The organism is Pseudonocardia sp. ICBG601, assembly GCF_020496245.1.
The window spans coordinates 159,199-179,912 of sequence record NZ_JAHLJA010000148.1; the positions used below are offsets into that span (position 1 = coordinate 159,199).

The 20,714-nt window shown below is 73.8% G+C and carries 17 protein-coding genes, 1 pseudogene and 1 riboswitch; of the genes and pseudogenes, 8 read left to right on the forward strand and 10 right to left on the reverse strand.

Annotated elements, in window-relative coordinates:
* Window positions 1-120 precede the first annotated feature (120 nt).
* Window positions 121-330, reverse strand: a riboswitch (cobalamin riboswitch).
* A 233-nt stretch (window positions 331-563) separates the two neighbouring features.
* From mdo to KPL57_RS29810, 3 genes are all read left to right on the forward strand, one after another.
* Window positions 564-1,856 (forward strand): NDMA-dependent methanol dehydrogenase, encoded by a 1,293-nt coding sequence (gene mdo / locus KPL57_RS29800; protein ID WP_226354010.1) that lies wholly within the window; start codon window positions 564-566, stop codon window positions 1,854-1,856.
* A gap of 136 nt (window positions 1,857-1,992) precedes the next feature.
* A complete protein-coding gene (locus KPL57_RS29805) occupies window positions 1,993-3,258 on the forward strand; it encodes a MoxR family ATPase (RefSeq protein WP_226354011.1) in 1,266 nt (421 codons plus the stop codon).
* A 13-nt stretch (window positions 3,259-3,271) separates the two neighbouring features.
* On the forward strand, window positions 3,272-4,813 hold the full coding sequence (locus KPL57_RS29810; protein ID WP_226354012.1) for a VWA domain-containing protein: 1,542 nt from the start codon (window positions 3,272-3,274) through the stop codon (window positions 4,811-4,813).
* A gap of 55 nt (window positions 4,814-4,868) precedes the next feature.
* On the opposite strand, the gene KPL57_RS29815 is transcribed toward KPL57_RS29810, so the two are convergent.
* Window positions 4,869-5,864 carry a zinc-binding alcohol dehydrogenase family protein gene (locus KPL57_RS29815; RefSeq protein WP_226354013.1) on the reverse strand — a complete coding sequence of 332 codons (996 nt, stop codon included), beginning with the start codon at window positions 5,862-5,864 and terminating at the stop codon, window positions 4,869-4,871.
* Window positions 5,865-5,999: 135 nt separating this feature from the next.
* Here KPL57_RS29815 and KPL57_RS29820 point away from each other — a divergent pair, with 135 nt between their 5' ends.
* Both KPL57_RS29820 and mftM read left to right on the forward strand, forming a co-directional pair.
* Window positions 6,000-6,602, forward strand: a complete 603-nt coding sequence (locus KPL57_RS29820) for a hypothetical protein (RefSeq protein WP_226354014.1) — start codon at window positions 6,000-6,002, stop codon at window positions 6,600-6,602.
* Window positions 6,603-6,729: 127 nt separating this feature from the next.
* Entirely contained in the window at window positions 6,730-7,440 is a 711-nt protein-coding gene (mftM, locus tag KPL57_RS29825) for a mycofactocin oligosaccharide methyltransferase MftM (RefSeq protein ID WP_226354015.1), read from the forward strand.
* Here the strand turns inward: mftM and KPL57_RS29830 are convergent.
* Together KPL57_RS29830 and KPL57_RS29835 are read right to left on the reverse strand one after the other, a co-directional pair.
* Window positions 7,394-8,530 (reverse strand): DUF418 domain-containing protein, encoded by a 1,137-nt coding sequence (locus KPL57_RS29830; protein ID WP_226354016.1) that lies wholly within the window; start codon window positions 8,528-8,530, stop codon window positions 7,394-7,396. The genes mftM and KPL57_RS29830 overlap by 47 nt on opposite strands.
* Window positions 8,520-9,119, reverse strand: coding sequence for a hypothetical protein (locus KPL57_RS29835; protein ID WP_226354017.1), 600 nt, complete (start codon window positions 9,117-9,119; stop codon window positions 8,520-8,522). Before KPL57_RS29835 ends, KPL57_RS29830 begins: the two co-directional genes overlap by 11 nt.
* 110 nt (window positions 9,120-9,229) lie before the next feature.
* Here KPL57_RS29835 and KPL57_RS70435 point away from each other — a divergent pair, with 110 nt between their 5' ends.
* Complete coding sequence (locus KPL57_RS70435; protein ID WP_226354018.1) at window positions 9,230-10,456, forward strand: histidine kinase; 1,227 nt, start codon at window positions 9,230-9,232, stop codon at window positions 10,454-10,456.
* A complete protein-coding gene (locus tag KPL57_RS29845; RefSeq protein WP_226354019.1) occupies window positions 10,453-11,091 on the forward strand; it encodes a response regulator transcription factor in 639 nt (212 codons plus the stop codon). The genes KPL57_RS70435 and KPL57_RS29845 overlap by 4 nt, the downstream gene beginning before the upstream one ends.
* Window positions 11,092-11,125: 34 nt before the next feature.
* Here the strand turns inward: KPL57_RS29845 and KPL57_RS29850 are convergent, their stop codons facing one another.
* The 5 genes and pseudogenes from KPL57_RS29850 to thiC form a co-directional block, all read right to left on the reverse strand.
* Complete coding sequence (locus KPL57_RS29850; RefSeq protein WP_226354020.1) at window positions 11,126-11,944, reverse strand: xanthine dehydrogenase family protein subunit M; 819 nt, start codon at window positions 11,942-11,944, stop codon at window positions 11,126-11,128.
* Window positions 11,941-12,489, reverse strand: coding sequence for a (2Fe-2S)-binding protein (locus tag KPL57_RS29855; RefSeq protein ID WP_073576649.1), 549 nt, complete (start codon window positions 12,487-12,489; stop codon window positions 11,941-11,943). The genes KPL57_RS29850 and KPL57_RS29855 overlap by 4 nt, the downstream gene beginning before the upstream one ends.
* Window positions 12,486-14,747, reverse strand: coding sequence for a xanthine dehydrogenase family protein molybdopterin-binding subunit (locus KPL57_RS29860; protein ID WP_226354021.1), 2,262 nt, complete (start codon window positions 14,745-14,747; stop codon window positions 12,486-12,488). Before KPL57_RS29860 ends, KPL57_RS29855 begins: the two co-directional genes overlap by 4 nt.
* 190 nt (window positions 14,748-14,937) lie before the next feature.
* Window positions 14,938-15,789, reverse strand: coding sequence for a bifunctional hydroxymethylpyrimidine kinase/phosphomethylpyrimidine kinase (gene thiD / locus KPL57_RS29865; protein ID WP_226354022.1), 852 nt, complete (start codon window positions 15,787-15,789; stop codon window positions 14,938-14,940).
* 216 nt (window positions 15,790-16,005) lie between these two features.
* Window positions 16,006-17,004: pseudogene (gene thiC, locus KPL57_RS29870) on the reverse strand (phosphomethylpyrimidine synthase); the annotation flags it as partial.
* A gap of 236 nt (window positions 17,005-17,240) precedes the next feature.
* On the opposite strand from thiC, the gene KPL57_RS29875 reads away from it, so the two are divergent.
* Window positions 17,241-17,672, forward strand: coding sequence for a nitroreductase family deazaflavin-dependent oxidoreductase (locus KPL57_RS29875; protein WP_226354023.1), 432 nt, complete (start codon window positions 17,241-17,243; stop codon window positions 17,670-17,672).
* 46 nt (window positions 17,673-17,718) lie between these two features.
* Here the strand turns inward: KPL57_RS29875 and KPL57_RS29880 are convergent, their stop codons facing one another.
* Complete coding sequence (locus KPL57_RS29880) at window positions 17,719-19,833, reverse strand: FtsX-like permease family protein (protein WP_226354024.1); 2,115 nt, start codon at window positions 19,831-19,833, stop codon at window positions 17,719-17,721.
* Window positions 19,830-20,642, reverse strand: coding sequence for an ABC transporter ATP-binding protein (locus KPL57_RS29885; RefSeq protein ID WP_226354025.1), 813 nt, complete (start codon window positions 20,640-20,642; stop codon window positions 19,830-19,832). The genes KPL57_RS29880 and KPL57_RS29885 overlap by 4 nt, the downstream gene beginning before the upstream one ends.
* Between the last annotated feature and the right edge of the window lie 72 nt (window positions 20,643-20,714).

The following is a 20,714-nucleotide window of genomic DNA, read 5'->3' on the forward strand; positions in this document are numbered from 1 at the left end:
CTCTCCTCGCGAGTGCGGTGGAGGACCCGTCGCCGGCACGGGGCGCCTGCGACCGCCGGGCACGGCGGTGCCCGGTCGTCCGCCCGGCCCTCCCGCGAGGCCACGGATCCGCGCACGCCGGACGGCGCACGCACCGGCGGCAGGTCTTCGGACTCACGGGCACACTGCTCAGACCTACTGGCCGTCGCTTCCCGGGATGGCTCCCAGTGCTGTTGACGGCGGTCGTTCCCGTTCACCGCTGCGGGGCAGTCCCGGATTCCCACCGGGTTCCCTCTTGCCTCGTGACGCCCCGTTCCCGGGCCGGCACGAACCGTCGGCGACCCGACACTACCCCGGGCCCGACGGCCGAACTGTTGCCGAACGATCCTTGTTGCCATAGTTTGGCATTACTTTCACACCCTCCCCGTCACCCGGGTCGAGGGCGACCTCACCCTGCGCCCCTCCGTTCGGAGGGGGAACCTGCCCGGTCTCCCGAGGGGTAATGGCGATCACCCCTGTGCCCGCGGCCACAGGGGTCATAGCGTGCGGTCTCGACCCATCCACCTGCCTCAGAAAGGGCTGACATGCAGGTAGACGAGCTGCTCAAGCCGTTCCCCATCAAGGAGTTCCACCCGTTCCCCCGTGCGCTCATGGGTCCGGGGTCGCACGAGCTCATCGGCCCGGAGGCCCTGAAGCTGGGCTTCAAGAAGACCCTGGTCATGACGTCGGGCCTGCGCGGCACCGACATCGTCAACAAGATCGTCGAGTCGATGAAGTACCACGGCCTCGAGGTCGTGCTGTACGACAAGGTCGAGTCGAACCCCAAGGACTACAACGTCATGGACGCTGTGGGCCTCTACCAGCAGAACAACTGCGACTCCTTCGTCTCCATCGGCGGCGGCTCCTCGCACGACGCCTGCAAGGGCGCGCGCATCTCGGTCGCGCACGACGGCCGCAACGTCAACGAGTTCGAGGGCTTCAACAAGTCCGAGAACCCGTCCAACCCGCCGCACATCGCGGTCTCCACCACGGCCGGCACCGGCTCGGAGACCTCGTGGGCCTACGTCATCACCGACACCACGACCGACCCCGACAACCCGCACAAGTACGTCGCGTTCGACGACCAGTCGGTCACCACCCTCGCGATCGACGACCCGGTGCTGTACTACGACTGCCCGATCGACTACACCGCGCAGTGCGGGTTCGACGTGCTCGCGCACGCCTCGGAGCCCTACGTCTCGCGTCTGGACTTCCAGCCGTCGCTGGGCAACGCCCTGCACGCCATCAAGCTGACCTCGCAGAACCTGCGCAAGGCCGTCTGGAACGGCCAGGAGCTCTCCGGCCGCGAGGGCATGATGTACGCGCAGTACATCGCCGCCCAGGCGTTCAACTCCGGTGGCCTCGGCATCATCCACTCGATCAGCCACGCGGTGTCGGCGTTCTACGACACCCACCACGGCCTGAACAACGCCATCGCGCTGCCCCGCGTGTGGGCGTTCAACATGCCGGTCGTCTACGAGCGCTTCGCCGACATCGCCGAGGCGATGGGTGTCGACACCCGCGGCATGACCAAGCCGCAGGCCGCCGACGCCGCGCTCGCCGCCTCCATCCGGCTGCTGCGCGACGTGGGCATCCCGGAGAAGTTCGCCGACGTCAAGCAGGACACCTACTCGAAGAACCGGCTGGGCATCGGCCCGACCAAGTTCTACGAGAACGCGCCGACCATCATCGGTGACGCGGCCGACGTCGACCGGATCACCAACCACGTCCTCGGCGACGCCTGCACCCCGGGCAACCCGAAGGAGTGCACGTTCGAGACCGTCCGCCCGGTCGTCGACCACTCCATCAACGGTGACCTGGACGACCTGCTGACCTGATCCGCAGGTCAGGACGTCCACCGTCGCACCAGCGGGCCCAGCCATCCGAGGTGATACTCGGATGGGTGGGCCCGCTGGCTGCGGTCCCGCTCTTCTCCGCACCAGAGCCGGTGCGGCCCGCGAAGGAGATACCCGCGTGTCCGAGGCTGTCGTCCCCACTGTGACCGAGGCGGCGGACGCCGTCGCCTCGACCGGTCCGTTCGAGTCCGTCGACCAGGTGATCGAGACCCTGCGGGAGCAGGGCTACATCACCGACACCCGCCTGGCCACGACGGTGTTCCTGCTGACCCGGCTGGACAAGCCGCTGCTGCTGGAAGGGCCCGCCGGGGTCGGCAAGACCGAGCTGGCGAAGATGCTCGCCGTCGCCACCGGACGCCGGCTGCTGCGTCTGCAGTGCTACGAGGGCCAGGACGAGACCAAGGCCCTGTACGAGTGGGACTACGGCAAGCAGCTCATGTACACCCAGATCCTCCGCGAGAAGATCGGGCAGCTCGTCGAGGACGCCCCCGACCTCGCCTCCGCGGTCGACCGCATCGGGTCCCAGGAGAGCGTGTTCTTCTCCGAGCGCTTCCTCGCGCCGCGCCCGCTGCTGGAGGCCATCCGCTCCGAACAGCCCGTCGTGCTGCTGATCGACGAGGTCGACCGCGCCGACGAGGCCCTGGAGGCCGTGCTGCTGGAGACCCTGGGCGAGTTCCAGATCTCCGTGCCCGAGATCGGCACCTTCGTCGCCGAGCAGCGCCCGTACGTGCTGCTGACCTCGAACAACACCCGTGACCTCGCCGCCGCGCTCAAGCGCCGCTGCCTGCACCTGTTCCTCGACTACCCGTCGGCCTCGCGCGAGCTGGAGATCGTGAAGTCGAAGAAGACCGGGCTGTCGGACCAGCTGGCCGAGGAGCTCGTCAACGTCGTGCGCGGGCTGCGCGAGCTGGAGCTGCGCAAGTCGCCCTCGATCTCGGAGACCATCGACTGGGCGCGCACGCTGGCCGTCCTGGGGGTCGACGAGCTGAGCTCGCAGATCCTGTCCGACACCGTCTCGGTCGTCGTCAAGTACGACAAGGACGTCAAGAAGGCGCTGGACGCGCTGCCGAACCTGGTCGACCCGAACGCGGTCGTCGCCGAGCAGGGCCACGGACACGGACACGGCCACGGACACGGGCACGACGGCGACCACAGCCACGACGAGCCCGCGGCGCGCTCCACCCGGCACGACACCACGGATCCCGACGACGGTGACGTGGACGGCCGCGGGAAGCGGACCGGCAAGGACAACGCGGGCCGCCACCACGACGGCTACGGCAACAAGGCCGCGGCCGGCAACCCCAACGCGGCGCAGAAGGTGCGCACCGTGAGTCCGGGCCAGGGCGCCCGTTCCTTCGGCGGCTCCCGCAAGCGCCCGGTCTGATCGGGGCGTCGGCGTGGAAGCGAGCATCCACCGCTTCGTCCGGCTCCTGCGGATCCGGTCGGTGCGCATCTCGGTCTCCGAGGCGCTCGACGCGATGGCCTGCGCCGCCCAGCCCGGGGTGCTGTCCGACAAGTCGGTGCTGAAGGAGGCGCTGCGCATCGCGCTGGTCAAGGACCGCCGCGACGAGGCGACCTACGACGAGGTCTTCGACCTGTTCTTCTCCCTGGTCAGGGTGGGCGAGGCCGACACCGGCCACGGGCACGGCCACGGGCACGGGGACCTGAGCGACGACACCCCGCTGGAGAACTTCACGCTGTCCGAGGAGCCGTCGGAGACCCCGCAGGAGGGGCACGACCACGGCTCCCCGGTCGACATCAAGGAGTTCTTCGATCCCGAGGACCTGGCCGAGCAGTACAACCTGCACCAGGAGGCCAACAAGATCGACATGGCCTCGATGACGGACGAGATCGTGCTCTCGAAGGAGCAATCCAACGACGTCACCGACGGCCAGCGCGTGCAGATCGAGACCGACCGGTTCTCCGGCGGCGGTCAGCCCGGGGACATCTCCCAGCAGCAGGGCACCAAGGTCGACGCCGACCTCTCGGTCGCCCAGCAGGACGCGCTGCTGGGCTGGCTGAACTCCGAGGAGGACCGGCTCTCGGAGGAGGAGCAGGGCACCGAGGACGACGCCGCCGCGCTGCGCCGGCGTCTCACCGGGGTGCTCGACAACCTCCCCGAGCTGCTCAAGGCCCACCTGGAGAAGCTGCTCGCGATCGAGCAGCGGATCGTCGAGGGCCACGACGACGCGGAGCGGGTCGCCGAGGTCGACCGGGCCAGCGAGACCGAGCGCATGCAGCTGGAGGACTCGTTGCGGCGGCTCGCGAAGTCGCTGCACGGCGCGCTGACCCACCGCAGGCGGGTCTCGCCGCGGGGCCGGATCGACTCGGCCCGCACCATGCGCAAGAACATGCGCTACGACGGCGTCCCGTTCTCCCCGGTCACCGTGCAGCGTCAGGAGGACAAGCCGCGCCTGGTGGTGCTGGCCGACGTGTCGCTGTCGGTCCGGGCCACCGCGCGGTTCACCCTGCACCTGGTGCACGGTCTGCAGGACCTGTTCGGCCAGGTGCGCTCGTTCGCGTTCGTGGCCGACCTGGTCGAGGTGACCGACCTGTTCGCCGACCACCCCGTCGAGCACGCCCTCGGGCTGATCTTCGGCGGCGACCAGCTCGACGTCGACGCCAACTCCAACTACGGCCTGGCCTTCGGCCAGTTCCTGGAGGACCACGGCTCGGCGGTCACCCGCCGGACGACGGTGCTGGTGCTCGGCGACGGCCGCGGGAACGGCAACGACCCCAACATGGAGGCGTTCGTCGAGATCACCCGGCGGGCCCGGGAGACGATCTGGCTCACCCCGGAGCCGCGGTACTCGTGGGGGCTGGGCCGCTGCGACCTGCCCGCCTACGCCGAGTACTGCGACCGCGTCCGCGTGGTCCGGGACCTGTCCGGTTTCGAGGCGACCACGAACGAGATGGCCGGCGAGCTGATCGGCCGCTGACCCCGCCGGTGGGTGGTGCCGGTGTCCGCACCGGGGCCACCCACCGGGGGTCCGCCTACCGCTCGACCACGATCTTCCCGACGGTGCCGCCGGACTCGACGAGCCGGTGCGCCGCCCGCAGCGACGCCGCGGTCAGCCCCTGCAGGCGCCGCGTCTCGGTGGTCCGCAGCTCCCCGGCGTCGACGAGCCGGGACACCTCGTCCAGGATCTCCCGCTGCACCGTCGAGCCCGGCTCCGACAGCGGCCGGGTGAACATCAGCTCCCAGTGCCAGGCCTGCGACTTCGTCTTCAGCGGGAGCGTGTCCAGGCCCTCCGGCTCGTCGATGGCGACGACGATCCCGCGCGGGGTCATCAGCTCCGCGTAGGCCTCGACGTTGCCCGCCGACACCGGCGAGAACACGTACTGCACGCCGTCCGGGGCGACCTCGCGCACCGTGCCGACGAGGTCGTGGTGGTCGGCGACTTCGTGCGCACCCATCTGCCGCGCCCAGTCCGCGGACTCCGTGCGGGAGGCGGTGCCGACCAGCGTCAGCCCGGTCCGCCGGGCGAGCTGCAGGACCATCGACCCGACCCCGCCCGCGGCGGACACGACGAGCAGCGTCCCGGTGGTGTCGGCGGTGACGCGCAGGTGGTCGTGCAGGCACTCCCACGCGGTGATCGAGGTCAGCGGCAGCGCGGCCGCGGCGGCGAAGTCGAGGGTCGACGGCTTGCGCCCGACGATGCGGGAGTCGACGAGCTGGCGGTGGGCGTTGCTGCCGGGCCGGTCGATCGCGCCGGCGTAGTAGACCTCGTCGCCGGGGGCGTACCCCTGCACCCGGTCGCCCACCTCGACGACGACGCCCGCGGCGTCGAAGCCGAGGACCTTCGGCCCGTCGGCCGGGTCGAACGACGACCGGACCTTGCCGTCCACCGGGTTCACCGAGACGGCGCGGACGTCGACGAGCAGGTCGTGCGGGCCGGGCGCACCGACCTCGATCTCGGCGTCGACGAGGCACTCGGGGTCGTCGACGGGCAGCGGCCGGGGCGCCACGACGGCGGGTACGGAAGCCATGACCGGACGCTATCCGCGCCACCGGGCCGCCGCCCGCCGCACCGACGACCCCGGCTGGGCCGATCGGCCGATTTCGTGCCGCCGCGGGGGCCGCCCGGAGTACGATCGGGCGTCCCCTTCGGGAAGGAGGGCCGGATGTCGGACGGTGGCGGAGCGGTCCTCCGGATCGTCGGCCGCGTGTGCACCGCGCTGTGGGGCTACACGCCGGGCGTGATCCCGGCGATGGTCGCCACGATGGGCAGCGGGCCCGCGTTGCGCTGGTTCGCGTCCAACTTCCCGCGCTTCCTGGTCACCCTGCGCGTGCTGGGCCCCGTGCGCACCCACCTCGCCGGGCTCACGATCTCCCTGGTGAACGGGTGCACGTACTGCGCCTACGGCCGTGCGCACGCACTCGAGCTGATCCACCTGCGCGACCGGGACCTGCTGTTCCCGCTCGACGCCCGCACCCTGGCGAGCTGGAACGGGCTGTCCCGCCGCGAGATCGGGCTGCGGCTGCGCGGTGTGCTCGAGGAGGCCGGGATGCACGCCGAGGTGATCTGGGTGGACCGCACCCTGGCCCTGCTCGACGGCGCCCCGCCCGTCGACGCCGACGAGCGCCGCATCGCCCACCTGTGCCGGATGGTCGGCACCATGAACGCGATCGCCGTCGCCGCGGGGACCGTCCCGGACGGCGCCCACGACCCGGTCAACAAGGACGCCGCGCTGAAGGCCCGGCTGCTCGCCGCCCAGGGCGCCTGAGCATCCCGGCCGGCACCGGAGCCCACCCCCACCGTCCGGACGGGGAGGGCCCCGGCCGTCGGACGTGGTGCGGCGTGCCCGTGACCGCCTAGCGTGGAACGGGCCCCCGCACGCACAGGAGCGATCCATGATCGGAACCGACCGGCTCTCCAACGACCTCGCCGGCTGGCTGGACCGCACCCTGGTGCAGCCCGGGATCCTGCCGGCCGAGCGTTTCGAGGAGGCGTTCGTCGCCTGCGTCGCGAGCGCCGCGAAGGACCCCGACCTCCCGGACGACGCGTGGCTCGCCTTCTACCGCAACACCCTCGACGCGCTGGCCGGTGAGCCCGAGCCGGGCGGCACCAACGCCGAGATGGCGCCGGTGCACGCCCGCGCCCGCTCCCTCGTGCTGGGCGAGGAGGTGCTGGAGCTCGGCTGCTGCTTCGGCTTCCTGTCGCTGCAGCTGGCCCGCGACGGCCACCGCGTCACCGCCACCGACCTGACCGGCGGCACCGTCGAGCTGCTGACCCGGATGGCGCCACAGCTCGGCGCCGATGTCGAGACCCACGTCGCCGACGCGCGTGCCGTCGCCCTGCCCGACGGCTGCGCGGACACCGTGTTCGCCGTGCACCTCGTCGAGCACCTGTCCGAGTCCGACGGCGACGAGGTCGTCGGCGAGATGCTGCGCCTGGCCCGGCAACGGGTGGTCGTCGCCGTCCCGTTCGAGGACGAGCCGAACCCCGCCTGGGGTCACGTCCGGGTCTTCGACGAGCGCGTCCTGACCCGGATCGGGGAGCGCACCGGCCATCCGTTCACGGTGTCCGAGCACCACGGCGGCTGGCTGGTGATCGACCTCTGAGCAGGGCGTGGGTGAGCGCCTCCAGCGGCCCGCGGTCGTGGCGGCGCAGCCACCACCCCGCCGTCGCGGCGGACCCGGCGACGACGAGGGCCCACACCCCGACCACCGCCCCGGTCCGCAGCGGCGCCGCGACACCGGCGAGCGCCCCGGCCAGGCCGAGCCCCCAGGCGCCGAACAGCACCGCGGCCACGACGTTCTGGCCGACGTAGCAGGTCATCGCGGTCCGGCCGAGCGCGGTGAGCCCGCGCCGCACCGGGCCGGCCGGACCGCGCAGCCGGGCCAGGACCTCCGGAACCAGGCCGAGCAGCCCCAGCGCGACCAGCGGGGCCACCAGGTAGCGCTCGACGAGGAACCACGGGCCGCCGCCGAGCGTGGTGAGCACGGTGAGCACCGCCCCGGCCACCCCGGTGCCGATCAGCCGTCGGCGCAGGGTGACGGCGCCGGCGTCGAACAGGCCGGCGCGGAGCAGCGCGGATCCGGCCAGGAACAGCACCACCGCCGACGGGACGATCAGCACCAGCTCGACCCGGTACAGCAGCGGGTCGGCCAGCCGTGCGGCCACCTGCCCGGTCCAGGTCGCCGGGTACGGCGGGAGCGGCACGTCGGCGCCGGTGCTCCCGGCCGTCGCGGCGGTCGCACCGCCCACCAGCAGCACCGTGACCACCCCGGCGACGCAGGCGGCCGCCACCCGCACCCGCGCCGACCGCCCCACCAGCCATGCGACGAGCACCGAGGCGATCGCGTAGCCCATCAGCACGTCGAACTCGAAGACCAGCACGTAGTGCAGCAGTCCCTCGGTGAACAGGATCGCGGCGCGGGCGAGGTACCGGCCCGGCCACCGCAGCCCGCGGCGCACCGCGGAGCGGTACTGCAGCTCCATCCCGATCCCGAACAGCAGCGTGAGCAGTGCGAGGAACTTCCCGTTCGCGACGGCGCGGAGCGCGGTGTCGAGCCACCAGCCCCCGGCGAACCCGGCGAACACCGCGCCCGGCCCGCGCGGGTCGGCGAACACCCAGACGTTCGTCGCGAAGGTCCCGGCGATCGCGAGGCCGCGCAGCACGTCCGGGGCGGCGAGGCGGTCACCGGACACCGGTGCGCTCCCGGTCCCCGGTGCCGGGGAAGACGGTCGCCCACAGCGGCCCCACGACGAACCAGATCCCGGCGACCAGCGACGCCGTCGCGAGCCAGGACCACATCGGGTCCTCCGGCCAGGCACCAGGCGCCGGGAACGCGCGGCCGCCGGCCACCGACAGCAGGACCAGCACCGCCGCCGTGACCACCCAGGCGGCGACGACCTTGCCGTACTCGCGCCACTCGTACCGCGTCCGGGCGACCCCGCCCCGCGGCGGGCGCACCGGTGCCGGGCCGCCCGCGAAGCGGTGGGCGACCCGGACGTCGGCCCAGCGCACCAGCGAGTGCCCGAACGCGACGGTGATCCCGAGGTAGAGCGCGGCCAGCCCGTGCACCCGCGACGGTGCGCCGCCCGTCGCCAGGTCCACCGTCGAGGCGGTGACCAGCACGAGGTCCATCAGCGGCACCCCCAGCAGCAGCACCGCCCCCAGGCCCCGGCGGCGCAGCACGTAGCGCGCCCCCAGCCCGGCCAGCAGGAACACCCAGAACCCGATCTCGGCACCGACGATCAGCCACAGCAGCGGCTCGGCGAACAACGACTCCCCCATGGCCGGTGATCGTGCCGACCCGGCCGCGGCGACGCGTCCGGCGTGCGACCGATCCGCGCGTACCACCTTCGACGGACGCCGCGCGGGCGCCGGGCGTGCTGGGATGGGGTGTGATCACGTACCTGGTGAACCGCGACGGCGGCGCACCCTCGGTGCTGCGGGACGCCGGTACCGGCGTGGTGTGGTTCGTGGTCGGGCTGCTGCTGATCTGGGCACTGCCCGACGCGGGGATCACCTGGTGGGGCGCGGACACCGGGGCGACGGCGGCGTCGCTGCTGGTCATGGGGCTGGGCTGCGCCGCGTCGACCGTGCGCCGGATCGCGGTGCCCGCCGGGCTGCTGGTCGGCACGGCGGCCCTGGTCGCGGGCCCCGTCCTGGGCGGCCGCACCGAGATCGGGACCGTGCTCGTGTTCACCGACCTGCTCTACTGCGCCGTGGTGTTCCCGCCGCGGCGCACCGCGCGGGCGGTCGCCGTCGCCGCCGGTGGGGTCGCCACCGTCCTCGGTGTCGCGGCGCTGCTCGTGGCGGGCACCCGCACCGGCACCTACGCCGTGCTCAACCTGACGCTGGTGGTCGGGCTCCCGCTGGTCTGGGGGCTGGAGGTGCGCCGGTTCCGGGACCTGGCGGCCGTCGAGCGGGAGCGGGCCGTCGCGGTGGAGCGGACGGCGGCCCGGGAGCGGGACGCCGCCGTCGCCGCCGAGCGTGCCCGGATGGCCCGCGACCTGCACGACGTCGTCGCCGGGCGGCTGTCGGCGATCGCGCTGCAGTCCGAGGCGGCACTGCAGCCCGGCGCCGACCCGGCGCTGGTCCGGCGGGTGCTGGGGACGGTGCGGTCCTCCGGCGTCGCCGCGCTCGGGGAGATGCGCACGATGATCGGGCTGCTGCGCGACGGCGACACCGCCGACCCGCCCGGGGCGCCCGCCCGGCTGTCCGAGGTCGACGCCCTGCTCGACGAGGCCCGCGCCGCCGGCCTGTCCCCCGTCCTGCGCGACGGGCGCGGCGCGGCCCCGCTGCCCGCCCCGGTCGACCTCGCCGGGTACCGGATCGTGCAGGAGTCGCTGACCAACGCGGCGAAGCACGCGCCCGGCTCGGACGTGACGGTGCGCCTCGCTCTCACCCCCGATGTCGACGACCGGCTGCTCGTCGAGGTGCGCAACGGTCCCGGCCGGCGTCCCGCGGCGGGCCCGGGGCTGCACGGCGGCACCGGGCTCGACGGCCTGCGCGAGCGCGCCCGGGCCGTCGGCGGCACCCTGCACGCGGGCCCCGACGACGACGGCTGGCTGGTCCGGGCCGACCTGCCCCTCGGCCCCGAGATCCCGGCGGAGGTGGAGCGATGAGCATCCGGGTGGTCGTCGCCGACGACCAGGAGGCCGTCCGCACCGGGCTCGTGCTGATCCTCGGCTCGGCACCGGACATCGACGTCGTCGCCGAGGTCGCCGACGGGCTCGCCGCGGTGCGGGCCGCCGCCGAGCACCGGCCCGACGTGGTGCTGATGGACATCCGGATGCCCGGCATCGACGGCATCGAGGCCACCCGGCGGATCCTCACGGAGGGGTCTGCGCAGGTCCTGGTGCTGACCACGTTCGACCTCGACGAGCTCGTCGACGGCGCGCTCGCGGCGGGCGCGGGCGGGTTCCTGCTCAAGTCGGTCGACGCGACCCGGCTCACCGACGGGGTCCGGGCGGTCGCCCGCGGCGAGGGCGTGCTGGCGCCGGAGGTGACCCGGCGGGTGATCCGCCGCTACGCGGGGGCGCCGCGGCCGTCGTCGGTGCCGGGGCTGGAGAGGCTCACCGCACGCGAGACCGACGTGCTCGCCGGGCTGGGCCGCGGGCTCTCGAACGCGGAGCTGTCCGCGGAGCTGGTGATCTCGGAAGGGACGACGAAGACGCACGTCTCCCGGGTGCTGGCGAAGCTGGGCCTGCGTTCCCGCACCCAGGCCGCGATCGCCGCCCAGGAGGCCGGGCTCGTGTGAGCCCGGCCCCCCGGAGGTGGCTCGGCGTGCCGGCTCAGCCCTGGCCGCGCGCCGTCTCGAGCGCGCGCCGGGTCAGCACCTGCACCAGGTGGGTGCGGTAGGCGACCGACCCGTGGGTGTCGGCAGGCGGCTCGGCGCCCTCGGCGGCCAGCGCGGCCGCCTCGGCGACCGACTTCCCGTCCTTCAGCGCCTGCTCCGTCGCGGACGCCCGCAGCGACGTCGATCCCATGTTGACCAGGCCGATCCGGTCGTCGGACACGGCGACGGCGACGATCGCCCAGTCGTTGCTGCGACGGGTGAACTTCTCGTACGCCCAGCCCTTGTCCCCGCAGCGCGGGATCCGGATCTCGACGATCAGCTCGTCGGGCTCGCGGACCGTGGTGAACACGCCGGTGTAGAACTCGCCGATCGGCACGGTCCGCTTCCCGCGCGGCCCCTGCAGGACGACGGTGGCGTCCAGCGCGAGCAGCGCGGCGGGCAGGTCCGCGGCCGGGTCGGCGTGGGCGACGGTGCCGCCCAGCGTGCCCCGGGCCCGGATCTGCGGGTCGCCGACGGTGCGGGCGACGGCCCCGAGCAGCGGGACCTCCTTCGCGACCTCGGCCGAGTCGACCACGTCGCGGTGCTTGGTCGCCGCACCGACGGCGAGCTCGTCGCCCTCGACGCGGATGTAGCTCAGCTCCGGCAGCCGGCCGATGTCGATCAGGAACTCCGGCGCGCCGAGGCGCACCTTCATGACCGGGATCAGCGAGTGCCCGCCGGCCAGGACGCTGGCGTCCTCACCCTTCTCGGCGAGCAGCGCGATGGCGTCGTCGAGGGTGTCGGGACGGGCGTAGTCGAACGCGAGGGGGATCATGCGCCGGCCTCCCCACGGGAGAAGGCGGGCGCGGTGCGCAGCGCGTCGGACTCGGCCTCGGCCTTCTGCGCGGCGTCCGGGTCCTTGCCCGCGGCGACGAGCACCGCGCGCACGATGTTGTGGTAGCCGGTGCAGCGGCAGAGGTTGCCCTCCAGGCCCTCGCGGACCTTCCGCTCGTCCAGGTCGTCGTCGTGGCTGATCAGCGACACCGCGGACATGACCATGCCCGGGGTGCAGAAGCCGCACTGCAGCCCGTGCTCGGACCGGAACGCCGCGGTGACCGGGTGCTCGGGGCGGCCCTCGGACGCGCCGTCGAGCCCCTCCATGGTGGTGACCGACTGCTGGTCGGCCTGCACCGAGAGCACGGTGCACGACTTGACCGCGTCGCCGTCGAGCAGCACGGTGCACGCGCCGCAGGACGTGGTGTCGCAGCCGATGTTGGTGGCCTTCAGCCCGACGGTCTCCCGCAGGTAGTGCGCGAGCAGCTGGCGGGGCTCCACGTCGGCGCTGGTGGGCTCACCGTTGACGGTGATCTCGACCTTCACTTGGAGGCCTCCTGAATGGCTTCCCAGACCCGCATCGGGGTCAGGGGCATGTCGATGTGCGTGACGCCGAGGTGGGACAGGGCGTCGATGACCGCGCTCTGGGTGGCGGGGGTGGAGCCGATCGTCCCGGCCTCGCCGATGCCCTTGTAGCCCATCGGGTTGACCGGCGTCGGGGTCGTCATCTCGACCAGGTCGAAGCTGGGCAGCTCCGCCGCCGACGGGATGCCGTAGTCGGCGAAGGTGCCGGTGAGGGGCTGGCCCTCCTCGTCGTAGATGACCTCCTCGAGCAGCGCCTGCGCGATGCCCTGGGCGATCCCGCCGTGCCGCTGCCCGTCGCAGAGCAGCGGGTTGAGGATGGGACCCGCGTCATCGACGGCGACGATCTTCTCGACCGTCACCTTGCCGGAGTCGGTGTCGACCTCGACGACGCAGACGTGCGAGCCGAACGGGAAGGTCGGCTTCTTGCCGTCCCAGGTGGTGTCGACCTTGAGCTGCTCGGCGGCCGCCAGCTCCGCCAGGGTCACCGACTTCGCGCCGGGGACGCCCTTGACGGTGATCGCGGCGTTCGCCGGGTCGAGCTCCAGGTCCTCGACGCTCGCCTCGAGCAGGTCGGCCGCGCGCTGCTTGGCCAGGTCGATCAGCTCGGCCGAGGCCTGGTGCACCGCGACGCCGCCGGTCTGCAGCGACCGCGACCCCATGGTGCCGCCGCCGCGCGGGACGAGGTCGGTGTCGCCGTGCTTGACGGTGATCTTCTCGATCGGGACGCCCAGCTGGTCGGACGCGAGCATCGCCCACGCCGTCGCGTGGCCCTGCCCGTGCGGGGAGGTGCCGGTCAGCACGGTCACCGAGCCGTCCGGGTGGACCTCCACCGAGGCGTCCTCGGCGTACGCGCCGCCGCCGGTGATCTCGACGTAGGAGGAGACGCCGATGCCGAGCTGACGGGCGTCGCCGCGCTCGCGGCGGGCCTTCTGCTCGGCGCGCAGCCCGGCGTAGTCGGACTTCTCCAGGGCCAGGTCGATGGCCTTGGCGTACTCGCCGGAGTCGTACTCGACGCCGCCCTTGGTCTGGAACGGGAACTTGTCCGGCGAGACGACGTTCATCCTGCGGACCTCGGCCGGGTCCTTGCTGATCTCGGCGGCGAACAGGTCCATCGCCCGCTCGATCGCGGCGGTCGCCTCCGGACGCCCGGCGCCGCGGTAGGCGGCGATCGAGGTCGTGTTGGTGACGACGGTGCGCGCCCGGGAGTCGACGTTCGCGATGTCGTAGGTGCCGGGCGCCATCATGCGGGTGAACATCGGCAGGAAGGTGCCCAGGCGCGGGTAGGCGCCCAGGTCCTGCACGACGTCGATCCGGTAGTGGGTGACCCGGCCCTCGCGGGTGCCGCCGATCGTGACGGTCTGACGCTGGGCGCGGCCCTGCACCATGCCGGTCATGTTCTCGGAGCGGGACTCGTTCCAGCGGACCGGACGGCCCTGCCGGCGCGCGAGCCAGGCGACGAGCCCGAACTCGGGGTCCGAGCCGATCTTCGCGCCGAAGCCGCCGCCGACGTCGGGCAGGACGACCCGCACCTTGTCCTTGTCCAGGCCCAGCCAGCCGGCGATCTCGTCGCGGCCGCCCTGGGCGTTCTGGTTGGACATGTAGACGGTGAGGTGGTCGCCCTCCCAGAAGGCGCTCGCGGCACGCGTCTCCAACGGGGCCGCGGCCAGGCGCTGGTTCACCAGGTCCCGGGTGACGACGACCTCGCAGCCGTCGAAGAACGAGGCGTCCTGCTCCTCGTCGTGCCCGTAGGCGGCCGCGGTGTTGGTCCCGGCCTCGGGGAACAGCAGCGTCTCGTCGCGGGCGGCGGCCAGCGGGTCGATCACCACGTCCAGGGGCTCGTACTCGACGTCGACCAGCTCGGCCGCGTCCTCACCCTGGTAGAACTCCTCGGTGAGGACCGCGGCCACCGGCTCGCCGACGAACCGCACGCGGTCGGTCGCCAGGAACGGGCGGGTCATGGCCTTGTTCGCGCCCGGGAACAGCAGTGCCGGTGCGATGTCGAGGTCGGCCCCGGTGACGACGGCGACGACGCCGGGCGACGCGAGCGCCGCCGAGGTGTCGATCGACGTGATCGTCGCGTGGGCGAGCGGGGAGCGGACGAGCGTCAGGTGCAACGCCCCGGTCAGCCGCTCCTCGGTCAGGTCGTCGGTGTAGGTCGCGCCGCGCGTGAGGAAGACCGGATCCTCGGTGCGGACGACGCGGGTGCCCAAGATGCTCATCGGACGCGAGCGTATACATCTCCACCGGCCTGTGCGATGCAGACCACAGCGCCCGATCCGCAGGTCAGGGCACCCTTCGCGGAGCGACGCGCGGGCGGATCGCCGCATCTGCGGCACGCCGGGGGCCGGTCGTCCCCGACCTCGGATCTGTTGAGATCGCATCCATCTCGTATCCAAGGAACGGCGAGGGTCAGTCGCGTTCGTCCCACCACGGCCGTACGGCCCACAGCGCCGAGACCGGGCCGTGCCCGGCGCCCAGCGGGTAGGCGTGGCGGACCGCCTCGACGATGTAGCGCTTCCCGAACCGGACCGCCGCCTCCAGCTCCATCCCGCGGGCGAGCCCGGACGCGATCGCGGCGGCCAGGGAGTCCCCGCCGCCGTGGGTGTGGCCGGTGTCGAAGCGCGGGCCGGGCAGCTCGACGGCGGTCTCGCCGTCGTAGAGCAGGTCCAGGCAGCCTTCGGTGTCCTCGGCGAGGTGGCCGCCCTTCACCAGGACCGCGCGCGGGCCGAGCGCGTGCAGCGCCTTCGCCGCGGCGTACTGGCCCGCGCGGTCGTGGACGTCGTGCTCGACGAGCAGCCGGATCTCGTCGAGGTTCGGGGTGACCAGCGTGGCCCGCGGGAACAGCGTGTGCCGGTAGGCGTCGAGCGCCTCGGCGGCCAGCAGCGGGTCCCCGTGCATCGAGGCCGCCACCGGGTCGACGACGAACGGCGTCGCCAGACCCGCGCCGATGCCGTTCCCGTCGCAGGCCCGCGCGACGGTCTCGATGATCTCGGCGTTCGCGAGCATCCCGGTCTTCGCGGCCTGCAGCCCGATGTCGGAGGCGACCGTGGCGATCTGGCCGGCGATCGTGTCGACCGGGACCGTGTGGACGCCGGTGACGCCCACCGAGTTCTGCACGGTCACCGCGCAGACGGCGAGGCAGCCGTGCACCCCGCAGGCGGCGAAGGTGCGCAGGTCCGCGGCGATGCCCGCGCCGCCGCCGGAGTCGGTGCCGGCGATCGTCATGACCCGCGGGGGTGTGGTGCCGACGGTGGGTTCCATGGACGTGTCCTCCCTGGCCGGCATTACCCGGCCGGTCCGCGGTCGGCGGCGCCGGTCCCGGTGGGACCCAGCCGCCCTCTCAGCCCGCTCGCTCCGCGAGCTCCCGCGTCGTGCGTGTCGCCGGAGACGGTAGCCCGTGCCGGCGCGGCGCCGGCCACGTCACCGGCGGGCCGGGTGCCGCGGGCGACGCCACCCGCGGCACCCGGCGTCGTGCCGCTACTCCGTCGCCGCGATCGGCAGGTACACCCGGCCGCCCTCGTCACGGAACTCCCCGGACTTCTCCGCCATCCCGGCCTCGATCGCCTCGACGCTGGTCAGCCCGTGCGCCTCGGCGTAGTCCCGGACGTCCTGGGTGATCTTCATCGAGCAGAACCTCGGCCCGCACATGGAGCAGAAGTGCGCGGTCTTCGCGGGCTCGGCCGGCAGGGTCTCGTCGTGGTAGGCGGTCGCGGTGTCCGGGTCGAGCGACAGCGCGAACTGGTCACGCCAGCGGAACTCGAACCGGGCCTGCGAGAGCGCGTCGTCGCGGGCCTGGGCGTGCGGGTGCCCCTTGGCCAGGTCCGCGGCGTGCGCGGCGATCTTGTAGCTGATCACGCCGACCTTGACGTCGTCGCGGTTCGGCAGGCCCAGGTGCTCCTTCGGCGTGACGTAGCAGAGCATCGCGGTGCCGGCCTCGGCGATCCGCGCCGCGCCGATCGCGGAGGTGATGTGGTCGTAGCCGGGCGCGATGTCGGTGGCCAGCGGACCGAGGGTGTAGAACGGCGCCTCGTCGCACCACTCCTCCTCCAGCCGCACGTTCTCGACGATCTTGTCCATCGGGACGTGGCCGGGGCCCTCGATCATCACCTGGACGTCGTGGCCGCGGGCGATGCGGGTCAGCTCGCCGAGCGTGGCGAGCTCGGCCAGCTGCGCCTCGTCGTTCGCGTCGGCGATGGAGCCGGGCCGCAGCCCGTCGCCGAGGGAGAAGGTGACGTCGTAGCGGCGCAGGATCGCGCAGAGCTCGTCGAAGTGGGTGTACAGGAACGACTCGGCGTGGTGGGCCAGGCACCACGCGGCCATGATCGACCCGCCGCGGGAGACGATCCCGGTGACCCGCTTCGCGGTGAGCGGCACGTGGCGCAGCAGCACCCCGGCGTGCACGGTCATGTAGTCGACGCCCTGCTCGCACTGCTCGAGCACGGTGTCGCGGTAGACCTCCCAGCTCAGCCGGGCCGGTGGTGACCTGCTGCGGACGCACTGGTGCCGTTGTCATGACGGTCCTCCCTGGCCGGCATTACCCGGCCGGTTCTGCGGTCGGCGACCGGCGAGTCGCCCTCTCAGCCCCGCGCGACGGAGCTCCCGCGTGTTCAGTTGGTCGTGCACCCGCACCGTAGGCACCGTCCGGCGACGCGCACCAGCCCCTCACCCGGCTGCGAGGAATGATCACCGGTGGTATCGGGTTCCCCACCGTTATGACGCAGAACGCTGAGCTCTCCCCGACCGACTGGGTCCGCGAGCAGACCGAGAAGATCCTCGAGAACGGCACCACCGAGGGCGTCACGGTCATGGACCGTCCGATCATCCTGGTCACGACGACCGGCGCGAAGTCCGGCAAGCAGCGCTACGTGCCGGTGATGCGCGTCGAGCACGGCGGCTCCTACGCGATGATCGCGTCAAAGGGCGGCACCCCGGAGCACCCGGCCTGGTACCACAACGTGGTCGCGAACCCGCAGGTCCAGGTGCAGGACGGCACGCAGACCGGCACCTTCGTCGCCCGCGAGGTCACCGGCGACGAGCGCCAGGAGTGGTGGGACCGCTCCGTCGAGGCCTACCCGCCCTACGCCGAGTACCAGCAGAAGACCTCCCGGGTCATCCCGGTGTTCGTGCTGGAGCCCGCGAGCTGAGCCCGGCGCCCGCGTGCCCGGTCCGAACCGGGCACGCGGGCGGCCCTCAGGCGGCGGCGACGCCGTGCGCGGGCTCGACCCGTCCGGCGCGGCGCATCGGCCCCACCGAGGCGACCACCGCGACACCGACCACCACCGCGGCCAGCCCGGCGAGCTGGCCCAGCGGCAGCGCCGTGAGCGCCCCGATGCCGGTCGCCCTCAGCGCCAGCAGGCCGTACACACCCCCCAGCACCACGCCGAGCACCGCCGCGACCGCACCGGCGAGTGCCGCCTCGAACGCCACCGCCCGCCGGGCCGCGGCCCGGGACAGGCCGAGCGTGCGCAGCAGCGCGATCTCCCGGGTCCGCTCGCTGACCGACAGTGCGAGGGTCACCCCGACCCCCACGACGGCGACGAGCAGCGTGATCCCCACCAGCCCCAGCCCGACCCAGCGGACGGCGCCGACCGCGACCTCGGTCTGCTCGCGCAGCTCCGCGGTGAAGGTGACGGGTGCCTCGCCCGCGGCCCGCACCACCGCGGTGCGCACCGCGACCGGGTCGGCCCCCGGCGCCGGGTCGACGAGCACCATGCCGTCGGACGGCCGCGCGGTCAGCTCGGGTGCGGCGTCGAGCCGGGTCGCGAGCGTCGCGGCCTGGCCGTCGTCGCCGGCGAACACGACGATGTCGGCCGGGTAGTTCCGCTCGATCGACGCCGTCGCGTCGGCCGAGGCGCCGGCCACGGCCACCAGCAGCGCCGCGGTCAGGCCCACACCCAGCGACAGGACCGTCGTCATCGCCGCGGTGCGCCGCGACATCCGCCGCGCGTTGCCCACCGCGATCCGCCCCGGCGCCCAGCGTGCGACGACCGGCGCCACCAGCGCCGCCGCCCCGGACACCACGAACGGTCCGGTCACCACGAGCGCCGCGAACACCAGCATCCCGGACAGCGCGGCCAGCGCCGTCCCCGCCAGCGGGCTGCCCATCCCCACCCCGGCGACGGCGAGGACCACGGCCAGGACGAGCGCGACCGCGGCGAGCGGCAGCCGCACCCGGGCCCGCGGTGCGCGGGCACCGCTCGCGTCCGCCGCGCCGAGCGCCACCACCGGCGGGGTCCGGCCGGCGGCGAGCGCCGGGGCCAGCGCGGCCAGCACCGTCACGACGACCGCCAGCAGCACGCATCCCGCGAGCCGACCCCACGGCACCACGAGCGCCGGTACGTCCACCCCGGCCGCGCCCGCCGCCGCCAGGGCGGCCCACCCGCCCGCGACGGCCACGAGCGCCCCGGCGACCCCCGCGACCAGCCCGGTGAGCGCCGCCTCGACCAGCACCGACCGCGTCACCTGCCCGCGGCCCGCGCCGACGCAGCGCAGCAGCGCCAGCTCACGGGTGCGGCGGGCCAGCACGATCCGGAACGTCGAGGCGACCACCACGGCCGCGGCGACCAGCGCCAGCCCGACGAACACCGACAGCCCGGCGAGCAGCGCGTCCGCCGACGCCGACGCCGACGCCAGGTCCTCGGTGCGCTGGTCGTCGGCGGTCCGGACCCCGGTGACGCCCGGGACGGCGGCGAGCGCGGCCGGGTCCGGGTCCCCCGCGACGGCGGTCCGGTAGCCGGACAGACCGGCGGCGGCCGGGTCGTCGTCGCGCACGACGAGCACGTCGCCGTACTCGGACCGGACCGGCACCACACCGGTGACGGTCAGCGTGCGGTCGCCGAGGCCGACGGTGGCGCCGGGGGCGAGCCCGGTGCGCTCCGCGGTGCCCGCCCCGATCAGCGCCTCCCCCGGCCCGGACGGCAGGCGACCGGCCGTCACCGGCTCCAGTCCCTGCAGCGGCCCGGTCATCGGGTCGGTGCTCAGCAGCCAGCTGCCGCTCGCGCCACCCGCGACGACGGCGGCCGTCCCCGACCGGGCGGTCGACACCGCGGTCACCCCGGGCACCGCGCGCAGCCGATCCTGCAGCTCCGTGGTGGCGGCCCCGGCGGAGGTGTCGGTCTCCACGGCGAAGGTCGCGCCCGCGGGCACCGAGGACGTGCTCCCGACGAGGTCGGCGCGCAGGCTCGCGGTCAGCAGCACCGCACCGGCGGCGAACACCGTCGCCACCAGCACGGCCAGCCCGGTCAGCAGCAGCCGGCGCGGACTGCGCCGGGCACCGGCGACCGCGGCGCGGGTGGCGGGGTTCACCGGGTCACCGGCCCGGTGGCCGTGACGTCGGACAGGTCGGGGTCGTCGGCGCCGGTCAGCGCGCCCATCGCGGACAGCACCCGGTCCGGGGTGGGCCGGTCCAGCCGGCCCGCGGCACGGCCGTCGCGCAGCAGCAGGACCTGGTCCGACGCGGAGGCGGCGATCGGGTCGTGGGTGACCATGACGACGGTCTGGCCGTAGTCGTCGACGCAGGCTCGCAGCAGGCCCAGCAGCTCGCGCCCGGAACGCGTGTCGAGCGCACCGGTCGGCTCGTCGGCGACGACGATCTCCGGGCGCCCGAGCAGCGCCCTGGCCACCGCGACGCGCTGACGCTGCCCGCCGGACAGCTCCGAGGGCAGGTGGGTGAGCCGGTCGGCGATGCCGAGCCGTTCGACGAGCTCGGCCCGCCAGGCGTGGTTCGGCCTGCGCCCGGCCAGGGAGGCCGCCAGGTCGATGTTCTCGCCCGCGGTGAGGTGCGGCAGCAGGTTGCCGTCCTGGAAGACGAAGCCCATCCGGTCGCGCCGGACCCGGGTCAGCGCGGTGTCGTCGAGGCTCCCGAGGTCGGTCCCGCCCAGTAGCACCTGCCCGGACGTCGGCCGGTCCAGCCCGGCCAGGCAGTGCAGCAGTGTCGACTTGCCCGACCCGCTCGGGCCCATCACCGCGGTGAACCGCCCCGCGGGCAGCCACAGGGTGACGCCGTCGAGCGCGCGGACCGTGGCGCGCCCCCGCCCGTAGGTGCGCACCAGGTTCACCGTCGCCGCGGCGACCTGCGACGGCACGTCGGCCGGATTCCTCAACCCCTCGATCATGACGACGAGGCTGCCGCTCGACGGGGGTCCGGGGCATCGGCCCGTGGTAGGGCGTTGCCCGACCGGGTCGTC